Origin of the sequence: Niallia laureatilytica (assembly GCF_046613985.1) — a bacterium.
Lineage (GTDB): Bacteria > Bacillota > Bacilli > Bacillales > Cytobacillaceae > Niallia.
The window spans coordinates 17,144-29,859 of the sequence record NZ_JBKKHP010000015.1 but is presented as its reverse complement, the minus strand read 5'-3'; the positions used below and the strand labels follow the sequence as shown (position 1 = coordinate 29,859).

Annotated in this window: 12 protein-coding genes; 2 read left to right on the top strand and 10 right to left on the bottom strand. The window is 37.7% G+C overall.

The features are described from left to right. The first annotated feature begins 120 nt into the window (after positions 1-120). Entirely contained in the window at positions 121-948 is an 828-nt protein-coding gene (locus ACLIJJ_RS24015) for a GNAT family N-acetyltransferase (RefSeq protein ID WP_341080831.1), read from the top strand. An 81-nt stretch (positions 949-1,029) separates the two neighbouring features. Here ACLIJJ_RS24015 and ACLIJJ_RS24010 read toward each other — a convergent pair whose 3' ends face one another. The 6 genes from ACLIJJ_RS24010 to ACLIJJ_RS23985 form a co-directional block, all read right to left on the bottom strand. Continuing rightward, positions 1,030-1,710: a hypothetical protein gene (locus tag ACLIJJ_RS24010; RefSeq protein ID WP_411411815.1), complete on the bottom strand. Its 681-nt coding sequence runs from the start codon at positions 1,708-1,710 to the stop codon at positions 1,030-1,032. Positions 1,711-1,882: 172 nt separating this feature from the next. Next, positions 1,883-2,632 carry a class B sortase gene (gene srtB, locus ACLIJJ_RS24005; protein WP_411411814.1) on the bottom strand — a complete coding sequence of 250 codons (750 nt, stop codon included), beginning with the start codon at positions 2,630-2,632 and terminating at the stop codon, positions 1,883-1,885. 78 nt (positions 2,633-2,710) lie between these two features. Further along, positions 2,711-4,882 carry a phosphatase PAP2 family protein gene (locus tag ACLIJJ_RS24000; RefSeq protein ID WP_325169564.1) on the bottom strand — a complete coding sequence of 724 codons (2,172 nt, stop codon included), beginning with the start codon at positions 4,880-4,882 and terminating at the stop codon, positions 2,711-2,713. Between the two features lie 199 nt (positions 4,883-5,081). After that, entirely contained in the window at positions 5,082-5,561 is a 480-nt protein-coding gene (locus ACLIJJ_RS23995; protein ID WP_233315308.1) for a DUF2628 domain-containing protein, read from the bottom strand. Positions 5,562-5,702: 141 nt separating this feature from the next. Then, the gene (locus ACLIJJ_RS23990; protein WP_251645902.1) at positions 5,703-6,182 is read right to left on the bottom strand and encodes a hypothetical protein; all 480 of its coding nucleotides are present in this window, start codon (positions 6,180-6,182) and stop codon (positions 5,703-5,705) included. Between the two features lie 35 nt (positions 6,183-6,217). Further along, a complete protein-coding gene (locus ACLIJJ_RS23985) occupies positions 6,218-7,108 on the bottom strand; it encodes a helix-turn-helix transcriptional regulator (protein WP_233315310.1) in 891 nt (296 codons plus the stop codon). A gap of 125 nt (positions 7,109-7,233) precedes the next feature. Between ACLIJJ_RS23985 and ACLIJJ_RS23980 the strand changes: the two genes are divergently transcribed. Continuing rightward, positions 7,234-7,704 carry a hypothetical protein gene (locus ACLIJJ_RS23980; RefSeq protein ID WP_233315311.1) on the top strand — a complete coding sequence of 157 codons (471 nt, stop codon included), beginning with the start codon at positions 7,234-7,236 and terminating at the stop codon, positions 7,702-7,704. A 32-nt stretch (positions 7,705-7,736) separates the two neighbouring features. Here the strand turns inward: ACLIJJ_RS23980 and ACLIJJ_RS23975 are convergent, their stop codons facing one another. The 4 genes from ACLIJJ_RS23975 to ACLIJJ_RS23960 all read right to left on the bottom strand — a co-directional run bounded on the left by ACLIJJ_RS23975 (position 7,737) and on the right by ACLIJJ_RS23960 (position 12,635). Further along, a complete protein-coding gene (locus ACLIJJ_RS23975; RefSeq protein WP_233315312.1) occupies positions 7,737-8,573 on the bottom strand; it encodes a Cof-type HAD-IIB family hydrolase in 837 nt (278 codons plus the stop codon). Positions 8,574-8,675: 102 nt separating this feature from the next. Then, a complete protein-coding gene (locus ACLIJJ_RS23970; protein ID WP_411411813.1) occupies positions 8,676-9,437 on the bottom strand; it encodes an alpha/beta fold hydrolase in 762 nt (253 codons plus the stop codon). A 198-nt stretch (positions 9,438-9,635) separates the two neighbouring features. Further along, the gene (locus tag ACLIJJ_RS23965) at positions 9,636-10,694 is read right to left on the bottom strand and encodes a PrsW family glutamic-type intramembrane protease (RefSeq protein ID WP_233315314.1); all 1,059 of its coding nucleotides are present in this window, start codon (positions 10,692-10,694) and stop codon (positions 9,636-9,638) included. Between the two features lie 207 nt (positions 10,695-10,901). Continuing rightward, complete coding sequence (locus ACLIJJ_RS23960) at positions 10,902-12,635, bottom strand: DUF6044 family protein (RefSeq protein ID WP_411411812.1); 1,734 nt, start codon at positions 12,633-12,635, stop codon at positions 10,902-10,904. Positions 12,636-12,716 lie beyond the last annotated feature (81 nt).

Genomic DNA, 12,716 nt, shown 5'->3' with positions numbered 1-12,716 from the left:
CCTTTTTTATTATTTTACACGAAAACAAATATAGCATCCTTGATTTACTCTTTATGATAATATATATGTAAATAAATTCCTGAAAATTAGGGCAACTTTCAGGTGAAAGGTGTTAGAAATATGTTAACTAATGAAGAGTTAAAGGCTATTAAGGCTCTCCAAGAAATTTGCGAAAGTATTGATACATGTCAGCTCAAGCTAAATTTTGATATGCTTGAGAACAGATCTGGTAACACAAAGGAAGACTATTTTCATTACGAAAAAGACAAGCTGGTCGGATTTCTTGGCAGTTATGGTTTTGGTAATAAAGTTGAAATTTGCGGCATGGTTCATCCGAGTTATCGACGGAAGGGGATATTTTCTACACTATTAACAGAGTGTATGAAAGACTTAAAGCGCCGCAATGTTCATACCATCTTATTAAATGCTCCTTCAGAATCTCAATCAGCCAAAGATTTCTTAAGAAACCAATCTTGTTCCTTTTTTATGTCAGAATACCAAATGATGTGGCAAAATACGGAGTTATCATTAGATGACGGAGTAGTTCTGAGGCCATCTGATTCTCCAGCAGATTTGGAAGCAGAGGTACAGCTTGATATTCTGGCATTCGGATTGGAAGAAAAAGAAGCCCGTGAATATAATAACCATTTGAAGGAAAGTAACACAGAGCAGCACTATATCATTGAAGTAAATGGAACAACAGCAGGAAAAATGAGGGTAGCGGAATCAAACGGAGAAGCTTGGATTTATGGGTTAGCGATATTTCCTGAGCTTCAAGGCAAAGGTATCGGCAGAAAGGCTTTATCAAGGATAATAAAGATGGAAAGTCAAAAAGGTTTACCCATCTTTCTCGAAGTAGAAGCGAAAAACGCCCATGCGCTTAAACTCTATCAATCATGTGGTTTTAGAAGCTACCACTCTCAGGATTATTATAAATATCAAAACTAGTTAAAAGGCTCAACGTGATAGTTGAGCCTTTTCTTAAAGGACCTCTCTTTATAAAAACTCCTTCTTATATAACCTATCTTTTCAAAAAACATAAAGCAGTTTACCACGCATTAAAACATGTCCGCTGATACGTTTACCCTTGTCATCAACAAAAGTTACGTTACCAGCCGGAATAATCGTTTGATTGCTAATGTTATAGCGCATCAACGTATCACAATCAATTTCTACAAGCAAGTCTTGTTGGTCAAATAGGAATTGCTGAAATGTATCATCCCCCTCTACTACATAGCATGCCGTTTCCATAAAGTCTTTGAGCTGAACGAGCTTATATTGATCATAGTAGTAAAAGTTAACTTCTTTAGAGCTTACGATATTCATGGCATAGCAATCTGCCATTTCATATTCTTTTGCTCCCCATAATTTCTGTCCGCTTTTTGAATAGGCGGCAAGTCCGTCTGCGCCCATTGGCTCGAGATCGTCAATTGCTCCAAAGATACCTTCATCAAAATAACTTACCCAAATGGTGTCAGTTTCGTCTATCTGCACTTGACTAATACCGTCACCGAGAAGGAATGTATCCATTAATTGTCCTTCCAGATTATATATTTGGGCGTTTGGTTCCATTTTTGCTCCGTCTGTGCTGCATCTGCCTTGGACAAGTAAAAGGGAGCCGTCCGAAAAAATATCTGCATCTGTCGGAGAAATCGGTATATTTTTTAATTCTATTTTTCTTACGTTTCCGTCTTTTATTAATGTTATCAATCTTGATTAGAAAGGGAAAAATCTATTTCCTCCTGAGGTGTTTCTATTAGCAGCAAAGCACCATCTCTTGTTATTTGCCCATTAATCCATTTCGTGCTAATAGGGTATGTGCTACACATATCTAATCGAATTTCCTCTATTTTCCTCACCTTATTTCCCTGTTTTTAAAAAGCTATTGTATCTCTGTTATTTTCCCATGAACAACAAATCTGCCTTCATTCGGGTCTGACAGATTGCTGCATGTTGATAATGTGATAATCTGGTCTTGTTCATTTAATTCTACGTTTGTTGGAAACGCAGATTTTACTGAAATAGTTTGCAGGAAATCCTTGTATTGTTCATCTGTAGAAAACTCTGTTTTTAAATAATCGAATTCGGTGGTTGTTGCATAAACAGAGAAAATTTCGACTTCGTAGTTTCCGGCCTTCGTTTTATACTGGAAGGTATGGTGCTTGGAAAAAAAGTCTTCATCTAATAATTTCTCTAACTCGCCAAACATTGACCCATTTTTCATTTCATGACCATAGATGATGGTATGAAGATTGTCTGCGCCTTGCTTGTTTCGATAATCCATAAAAATACTTCCTGCTTTTGACTCTTCTTTTTTATAATTCCGATTCAAATAGTATTCATTATCCGTGCTTTGTAAAATCGGATAATCTATTTTTGTATCATCTAACGTCAGCCACCCGATAATATCTTCATTGATTTCTGTCATGCTTTCAAGTGGATCTGCTGCCTTACTTGTCGTGCTTGTGTCTTTGTGATACACTTCTTGAATTTCTGCCATTATCTTATCATTTTTCACATAGCCGTACACAATATGACCAATCTTAAATAGGCTAAAAAGAAAGACACCGATTGAAAGAATAAGCACGATTTGCTGCAGCCAATTGGATTTTTTTTGCTCAATGATCGTCAAATTCACTCCACCTTTACTGCTTTAAATGAAAGATGCTCCCATAAAGCTAATTCTTTAGGGGAGCAGTGTTGTAATTAATTATTGGTTTGCTCGTTTCATTTTTCGCTTCCAGAATACAATGGAAGCTGCTACTGCTGATGCTAATAATGTGCCTACATATAGGAAAATATTCGTATTATCCCCTGTTTGCGGGTTTTTCACAGAATTTGTGTCTGCTGTTTTGCCCGAATTGTTCACATTTTCGTTGCTGCTGCCAGTAACAGGTGCTGCTTCTTCCTTGTCCTCCTTATTTATATTATCATTGTTATCCTCTGTATTTTCTTCGTTATTATTGTCTGAATCTACTGGTGCTGGGTTATTACTGTTATTTTCTTCGTCGTTATCAACTGTTTCATCTGGATTAGAAGGAACTTCAGGAGTGTTGTCTTCTTCTGGTTCTTCTTTTTCAGCTGAAACTTGAAGTGCATTTTCCCCATAAACGATTTGATAGTTTTCAGGAAGTCCTGTTATTTCTACAGAAGCAAATTTGCTGTCACTCGCTAAAGTGCTGTAGCTGATAATATCTGCATCTGCTGCAGGTACATAGCCATCAGTAAAGTTTAGCTTCAATGTACCGCCAAACGCTGCTTCTCCGTCAATTTTCAAAACTTCTTCCTTGCTGCCAATGTTTAATTCAAGTGTACCACTATCTGTTTGGGTAAAGCCTTCTCCGATTGTGATACTGCCAGTTATATTTTCATTCATTGTACCGCCGTTATTAACAACTTCACCAGCACCAAAAGCTGTGCTTGAGTTTGCGATAAGGGAACCTTCTTCCAATACTGTTCCACCGGTATATGTATTGTTGCCTGTTAATGTTAAGGCTCCTGTTCCATCCTTCGTTAGACTGCCTGTTCCAGAGATATCATTTTTCCAGCTGTCAGCAGCATTGAAGCCGCCAAGAGAGCTGTCCATCGTTACATTAACATCTGTTTCAAATGCATCATATCCTCCTGCTGCTGCAAAAAGATTCAAACGGCCCCAGCCTTCACTGTCGTCTAAAACAGGGTAACCAGATGGCAAGCCTGTTGTATACAGCACCCAGCGGCGTTGCATGTCATCTAAATATGGGAAGCGAGTTTCAAGCAATACTTCAGCACCCTTTGGCACTACCATTGGCTTTGTTGTGTCGCCAATTTGTTGGAATCCGTAAGTAAGACGCTTTGTATAGTTTTGTTTATTTGTTTCGTAATCACTGTAAGCATCATATGAAGTGCCTTCTTGTGTTAGTAGCACTTCATGTGCTTGTTTGTATGCTGCGTCTTTTACACTTTTGTTCGCAGGATCATTCAGTGCTGCAGCTGCGACAGCTGTTGACATCACTCGGCCGCCGATTACATCCAGTGGTGAATGCATTCCAGCTACGATTCGGCTGTTGCCAAGCTCTGATGCTCTTGTCATCATTTCTTCAAAGCGTTCTGGCACTGCATAAGCAAGTCCGTATGATGCTAAATATGCTGCATTTGTATGTCCGCTTGGAAAACCGCCATCACTAGATGGGTCGTCCTTTTTAGCGGGAACAAGTGTTGGCAGTATGCTTACATCTTCACTCCAACGGAACGGGCGTTTATAGCTATAGTAAGCTTTTGCTGAAGAGGTAGAAGCTCCTGTCCAGCGGATTGTATTAATCAGGTTTACCATACTTCCAAGACTGGAATCAGTATCTGCCCAATTGCCGTTGCTGTTTCCGCCGTCTTCATATTTCACACTTGTCGCATCTTGAGGAATTTCATCTGGAATCGTTGTTCCAGCGTTAGACCCTGCTTTAAAATTATCTGCATAAGGCCCAAGACCTGTGATTACACTATAGTTTTGATTGCGGCGATCACTTAAGTAAGCATCTTTTGCTTCCGCTTCTGTGCGGTTTTTTGTAATGGAGATAGAAGTATCGATATTATGTTTATGTACACTCTCATTTAACACTGTTCCGTTATCCCATGAATCTCCCGGCTGCCAAATGTCTAAAAACTTCGAGAGGACACCAATAGAGGAGTTTGTCTCAGGGGTCATGTTTGAACTTTCATTACTGCCATATACGTCTACATAGTATCCGTAAGCTCCCGGTTTTGGTTCAATTGCAGAATGATCAGTTGCTGCAGAAGCGGAATAGGCACCTTGTGTAGTTAATAGTGTTGTTAATAATAGAATCGGTATTTTCGACTTTTGATTTTTCTTATTATCCTTTTTTACGCCTTTATTTGACAAATTCATTCACTTCTCTCTCTGTATTTTTACTTTCAACGTTAGTTTAATGATAGATTGTAAATACAGTGTGAATTTATCGCTAATAAACGTATAGTTTTTGAAAATGTTGTATATTTTTGTATTTTTTCGGCGAAAGATGAAACCTGTCTGTATACGTTCATTTGTGAAAATAAAAATAGAAGCCTGCAGCTGCAAGCTTCTATCATTAAATCAGAATTTGAACTACTGACCCTAAAATTATGGTAGCAAGCACATACACGAATACTGCGGCAACGCTTGTCCCTCCTAGTTGGGATAATTCCTTTTTGCGTTTCTCTGTGCTTACGTTTTTTTGGGCTGCTACTGCTTTTTTTGCTTTTTCTAAGTAAAAATAGTTAACAAAAACCGTTAATCCTAACCAAATAATCATATCAACGAGTCCAATTGCCGATAGCTCGTCACCAATTATATTAACAATAAGCTCTAAAATAAAATAAGCTGCCAAATACCCGTATGAAAGCCTATACATTTTGCGATAGGACATCCAAAATGGACCAAAAAAGAAGCATGCCCAATTCCACGATAATTTGGAACGGCGGTCAGACATGCCATACCATCTTTTTTTATAACTGCTTTCATATTTCGCTCCAACGAATGATTGCAAATCTTCTTTCGTAGTTGCGTCTAATTCTGCCAGAAATGCCAAAGATTTCCCCTCTTTCCTCTCTTATGTATAATCAAAATATTTACTAGTCTTTCTACCCTATTATAATATAAATTTCCTATTGAAGCGCTTTTCAAGTATAACAAAATAAAATAAAAAAGAAGCCTGTACGGCTTCCATTATTTATACTATATCGTCAGGGCCCCATATCGCCAGTTCATCACCAGGGCATGCAACAATTTCCCAATACTCACCATCACTGTCTCCAAAAAAACCTGCTTGCCAAGACTCATACATATTATCATGACCACATATGAACAAAACCTCTCCAGTCTCAAATGTCAGCAGCAAATGAGGAATTTCATCATGTAAGGAAACATCTGCTATTTTCATCAAGCTAAGTTCACAAAGGATTTTACATGCATCTTTGGCGTTTCGTTTTGGCAAGTCATCAAGGACAGGAAGTGTGTCAGCCTTAGATTGGAGGATGGCAAACTCGCTTTCAATTGTAATATAAATCTGGCCATCACCCAATCGTTTCGAATTCGTTTCACTTTCTGTGAGAAGGAGCTTTGGACCGTAAAAGCTAATCCCTTCTACTGTTGCGCCAATACATAAATATTTCAGCAGTTTCTCAGCACTTAACTTATCTTCTTTGTTCATATGTGTACACCCTCTCTCCTTACATCATTTTATCATTAGTGTTCGATCCATTCCTCAAAGGATAAGTTTACAGGCTCATCTAACAGTTCTTCTGTAAAATCCATGTTTGTTGTAGGAGTATGTTCATCTACCTCTTCAAATCTAATTCCATCTACCCAAACACTGCCATTCCCTGAAAGTAAAACACCAAAGGCAATTACTGCACTGTTTTTTGGAATATCTAGTACGATGGAGTAGTGATTCCATTCCGTGTCGCCAGTAATCGGTCGATTGCTCATATTATCAAACTGTAAAACATCGCCAAGCCTATCATCGATTCGCATCCATAGACCACAGGATATATCAACATCCTTCGTTTTAATAAAACCAGTCAGCTTTAATCTTTTGTTAAGATATTTATCTGCTTTAAACTGCTGCATCATGGTTGCAAAATCTTGTGAGGCAGAAGGCTGAATTGCTTTCAAACAGCCTGACGCTTTGCCTTTGTGAACATTTTTCCTGTCGATCGCCATTTCATAATGAAAAGGGTTTGATCCGCTTAAATTCCAGCCTTTTAATAATTGACTATCTTTCATGGTTATTTCCTCCCTTTGTAGTGTAAGCTTGCTCATGAGTTTCCGATATTGTCCTGGCGGTATTTGATAATATTTTTTAAAGGAGCGTGTAAAGGATTCTTGTGACTCAAAGTGATAGTAAAAGGCAATATCAATTATTTTTTCATCTGTGTAAAGAAGCATATGGGCAGCGTTGGCAAGCCTCCGGTATCGAATATATTCAGAAGCGGAGACGCCAATTTCCTTTTGAAAAATGCGATGAAAGTGATATTTAGAAAATCCTGCTTCTTTAGCAAGAATACTTAAAGATAGTGGTTCATGGATGTTCGTTTCAATAAACTCGACTGATTGCCGTATCATTTGACTGTACATCTCTTACCTCCCTATAGATAGAATAGCAAAATCACCAGCCGTTTTTTTGACAATTATTGCTTTTTTCTGAATAAGAAAAAGAAAACAGCTAAAATTAAGAAGACATTATGTTAAGGATTGATACTATGAAGAAAAACAGATGGATTGTTGTTTTAATGGCCGTTTTACCATGGATGTCCCTCCCGCTAATGGGAAAAAACATTTTTAAGAAATATGCATTAGCAGCGCTTACGATGAGTACATACCTTGTACTTGAAGGGAGATTTGCTGAAAAAAGAAAATGGTGGTGGTTTCCTTATAATGTAAGACCAAATGTATTAGCAGAGTTACCTTTAATATTTGGACCATTTTTCATTGGCTCCATCTGGATTTTAAAATACACATTTGGAAAGTTTAAGCTTTATTTTTTAGTGAATCTTATAATAGATTCCCTGTTTACATATATAGGGATGGATTTGTTCAAAAAAGTTGGTTATGTAACCTTAGTCAGATTGACTAAATTTCAATTATCTGTTGTTTTCTTAATAAAAACCTTTTTGTTGTATGGATCTCAGCTACTTTACGGAAGCCTGTCTAATCATTTTAAAAAGAACTAAGGAGCAAAGCAATGCTTTGCTCCATGTTCTCTTTATAGCAATCCGTATTTCTTAAAACTGTTATAAATACCATGTTCATCATGAGTATCTGTTATATCATCGGCTGCAAGTTTCACTGGTTCTTTTGCATTACCCATTGCGATACCGTATTGAACGTATTCAAGCATTTCTAAATCATTTAGGCCATCGCCATATGCAAATGTGTTTTGTTTGTCAATCTTCAAATGATTTATGAGTATCTCAATTGCCGTAGCTTTATGAATGCCAGGAACCGATAATTCCCCGCTGTTTTCACCAAAGATTGGGACTGTACTTGAAATGACCGTAAACTTAGCTTCAAATTCTCTGCTGATCTCTGATATAGGCACATCCGAACCTAAAAATGATATTTTATTTATATCATCTCTAATTGGATTTTCTCCTTCTATCAGGCAGTCATGAAATGGCTGCAATCCTTTCTCCACTTCTTCTCTTGCATGTGGATTTTCCATTAAGAAGTTATCAATAATCTTCCGTATATGAGCTTTGCAGTTTTTACTGGCAAATAAGCCGCCATTTGACTCTAAATAATAATCAATTCCATGCTCATCGAAATAGGCTACAAGATGCTCTACATCCTCTGTACTAACTCTTTCATGCAGCAATACTTCTTCGTCTATTTCAATATATCCGCCGGCTGCCCCAATAATGCCGTCGAAGCCGACTTCTAGTATTTCCGGAAACAGTTCTGCTTTAGACCGGCCCGTACAAATAAACACTAAATGGCCGTTTTCCCTTGCTTGCCTGACTGCCTGTTTTGCTGAATCTGGAATGATGCCATGATCATTAACCAATGTTCCGTCAATATCCATAAATATGATTTTTTGCATGTATGCACCTGCCTATTATTCTATTGAAATCGCTTTTAATTTTCAAAATCATTAGCTATGAAATAATAGTAGCAAAAATGGCTAATCAGCACAATGTAATATTTATTCCAGTTTGTCCTTATAATTCTGTACAGCTTCCAAAATGGTAGCTATCACAATCTTGTGGTCTGTCAATTGCGGAAAATGACCGCTGTTTTTGGCTATTATTTGTTTGCTGGTTTTCGCTAATGTCAACAATTCCAGTTGATTTTCTTGTCTTCTTTTTAGTGCTTCCTTTGGGATAAGTCTGTTGGCCTTTCCCCCTGTTATGACATATAACGGGATTTCAGGAAATGAGGGATGCTCGTTAATCTGCTGTATTGTCTTTTTTACAAAATGAATTTCATCGAATTTTTTATGTGCTGACAAAGTATCAAACCTTGACAGCATTTTATTAACTGATTTAACAATCTTTCCATAATGTTCATCCAGCAGCATATCATTCGGATGGCTGGCCTCTAGAAAGACAACTCCGTAAACTTCATCAGGATAGAGCCGTGCATATAAATTGGCATATAAACCGCCGAGGGAATGTCCTACAAGCAAGTATGGCGGCTTTATGTTGAGGACCGCTAAAGCTTCCCTGAGTGTTTCAATTATTGTAATTCCATCTTGATTTTCTTTCGGTTTTTCACTGTCGCCCACACCTAGACGGTTATAAGCAAAGACAGCAGACATTTTAGAGATTTCCTTGATGATCTTCATCCAGCCTTCAATCGGGCCGGAGCCGCCGTTCATTAAAATAATATTCGGCTCTCCTTTTCCAGAAATAGAATATTCTATTATTCCTTTTGAAGTCGGTACCTTTTCTTTTTTTGTCTGCAAGCCAAAAACACCTCACCCTTATCGTTTTGTAAAAGGATTAGAATTGTAAGTTGTATAGTAACTATACGAAACAGAATAAACAAAGTTCCGTAAAATGAATTTTTAATAATTCCTAATTGCTTTGTTTAATAATTTATTAATATATGTAAGTGCGTAAAATTATTTGCTTAATAAAAATAAGAAGCAGCGCGCTGCTTCTTAGATCTTTAATTTCATTGTTCCTATCTCTTTTAAGCCTGCACGTATTAACAAAAATACTGCGACCCATGATGCTGCCATCAGGGAGAGCTGTCCATAAGGAAACATCCAAGGAGCGTCAAAATCCCAAAAAGCATGCAATAGCACAACTAAGATAAATACTCGTAAAAACCGGAAGCGCATGAGCATGCTCAGTTTAAATGGCTCGTCTCCCTGCACCCTGCAAAAGGCAGCTCCTGCCAGTGCAGACCAAGCAACATGTCCGCCTGGAGCAAGAATCCCTCTCCATAAAATCGTATAGTACAAATGCGATCCTCCGCCGGAAAGCAAAGCTCTTAACGCATATCCTGCTGTTTCAAATGCTGCAAATCCAACACCGACAGCAGCACCAATAAGCAGTCCATTAAGAATAAACCGGTATTTTCGGTAACGGACAAATGAAATAACTGTGATCGTTTTGGCAAGTTCTTCGACAATTCCAGTTGTTATTGCATTAGACGTATTCCGCAATATATCAAAAAATAATAATGCAACAAGCATCGAAAGAATTCCGCCTAACAAAACAATGTACATAATTCTATAAAAGGCAATATTTTGGGGAGCATTCATCTCCCAAAAGAAAATCAATGTCGTGAATGGAACAGCAAAAGACCCTGTTAAAATCAATCCGGGGATAAAGTTAGCATTTTTAAAATAGCTGACACCTATGTAAAAACCTGCGAATGTAAGAAGAGCGATTATAAATACCCTTGCAAACAGCCACGGTTTAGGCCATGTATCTGTCACTTCCGTAATCTTTGGTGTTGTCAATGCCGTTCCCACAATAAACAGCCGTTCTGCTTCCAATTCACTATGATCATGAAAAACGCGGGAAAAGATATTATGGAATTTAGGATTAACAGAGCGTTCTCTTTTCGGTACCATGTCTACATAATGGGCAAATTCGTAAAAAAAGCTATTGTCATCACCCATCGTATTGTCCTTGATGAATTTTTCACCACAGTTAATGCAGAACTTCACACCATCTGGATTCGTATACACACATTGTGGACACTTCAAATACCTTCCCCCCTCATACTTATTGGATTCACTACCAAAAAGTATTTACCAAAGCAGGCAGAATTATTTGAAAAGGAGTATTTAGTAAGATATTTAATGTTTATTTTATTTGTACATGGGTAATATAAAACTAATCATGATTTACCGAAAATATATTTCATTACCTTTTGAAGCCTTCCCATTCATTTGGGAAGGCTCTTTTTCTAATTATACGCCTTCTATATCTGTTACCTTGTACAAATATATTTTCCATACTGTATTGTTCGATGTAAATTGACCGTCAAGCTGCAGGTGATTTTCAGCAGCATTCTCAATGGGCACAGCAGAGAAAATATAGCGTCCGCCCATTTCTGCAAAATGCTCCATATTTAATTCTAAGTTCTTAATTTTTTTAGTAGATGTTTTTTCAAACATATAATGTTTGCCCAGCTCAGCTGTGAATATATAGCAGCGCCCGCCCCATTCATCAAAATAAGTCCGAATTGTTTTGTTTTTTGCCAGCTCATGCTCCATGATTTTCCGAAAACTATGCTTATAGGCTAGCGAATAAAAATTATTATATGTATCAATAGTGTAAAATCCGTTATATTGGGAGACAGCCGGATGCAGCCCAATGCTTGCGACACGATAATCCTCTTTAGGTAAACCAATATGTGCTTCAATATCTGCGAATACATCTTCCGCATAAAACTCTTTAACAGTCGGCTTATCATGATAAATAATTTCATCATTAAAAGCAAACAACAGCAAAATCTGACCGATTAGCAGAAATTTAACTGTCCCTTTCCATTTCGGCGAGCTCTCTATTAGGATTTTCAAACCGAGAGCAAAGCTTACGTAAATGACTAAAGGCCGTAAAAAATGAAACCGGGCAAAATTAAAGGTATCTAAAAACTGAAATCTCTCTGTTAATGGCAACCAGCCTCGATAAAACCAGAAAGCATACCATGCTGAAAGAATAAAGTTGAGAGCAAACAGCCATATAAACAGCCGTTGACTGCGCCACTCTTTGTTTTTAACAATAAGGAGGAGAGAAAGAATGATGGCTGCCAAAACAAGCAGCCCATGAACGGTCATGACATGGTTATGTCCGAAGACAAAGTTTTTAACGGTCAGTTTCAGCGAATGAGCAAACGTAAGTCTTGCATGGAAGTACTCGTCCCTGCTTGTCGGTTCCTGCTCGAATAAAAAGGAGTATACAAGCCGGTATTCAACGATTAAAAACACAAAGCTTATATAAGCAATCCCAAGCAGGAAGGGAATATTCAAAGTTTTTTTCCTAATGGCCTCATACAGCCAAAATAAACCGATTGCTGCTAAAAAGAAGAAAAAGCCAAGAACAATACTCGCATAAAATGGCACTAATGTTAATGTGAGATAGTTTTTCCATGACCGCTCCCCATTGCGGATATTTAACAATGCCCATAGTACGAGCGGCATTCCTAATGTACTCAGCATTCCCGACGGCCAAAACGGTGTTAACGCAAAGGCCACAGCTGCCCCAACTGTAATAAAACTAAACTCAGGATTTTTAATAATATGCTTTTTTAAAAGCAAGTACATGCCGATAAAGGCAACAACCCTTGTTATTGCTTGGCTAAGTGTATAAGCAACCATTGTTGGAAAGAATTTATAAAGCCAAACAATCAGCGTAAATTCCGAACCGAAAGCATTACGTGGAAGCCCATTGATGATTTGCGGTGTAACAGCATCTAAAGTGCCGATGAGCTCTCCGCTATTTGCGAGCACTTTATACCATGCCAAATTTGAATCGAGATTATCATGCACCCGAATATGGGCGTTTTCCCCAAGCACAATTAAGGGAGATAAATACAGAGCTAGTAAAATAAAAGCTCCTGCAACTAATTTTTGCTCATGCTTGAGATTTGAAAAGAACAAGTGTATCACCTCAAAATAATCGCTAATGTTATTTTTATCCATAAAAGGATAATTATAACCTACTTATAGATAACGACTTTGTTCTCCTGTTTGTTTCATAAAAATTTACAAAAATACAAAAAG

Bases quoted from the DNA above. Each gene is read 5' to 3' on its own strand.
- ACLIJJ_RS23975 (WP_233315312.1), bottom strand. From the start codon at position 8,573: ATGCAAAAAATCATATTTATGGATATTGACGGAACATTGGTTAATGAT.
- ACLIJJ_RS23985 (WP_233315310.1), bottom strand. From the start codon at position 7,108: ATGTACAGTCAAATGATACGGCAATCAGTCGAGTTTATTGAAACGAAC.
- ACLIJJ_RS24000 (WP_325169564.1), bottom strand. From the start codon at position 4,882: ATGAATTTGTCAAATAAAGGCGTAAAAAAGGATAATAAGAAAAATCAA.
- ACLIJJ_RS23980 (WP_233315311.1), top strand. From the start codon at position 7,234: ATGAAGAAAAACAGATGGATTGTTGTTTTAATGGCCGTTTTACCATGG.
- ACLIJJ_RS23960 (WP_411411812.1), bottom strand. From the start codon at position 12,635: ATGGATAAAAATAACATTAGCGATTATTTTGAGGTGATACACTTGTTC.
- ACLIJJ_RS23990 (WP_251645902.1), bottom strand. From the start codon at position 6,182: ATGAACAAAGAAGATAAGTTAAGTGCTGAGAAACTGCTGAAATATTTA.
- ACLIJJ_RS24015 (WP_341080831.1), top strand. From the start codon at position 121: ATGTTAACTAATGAAGAGTTAAAGGCTATTAAGGCTCTCCAAGAAATT.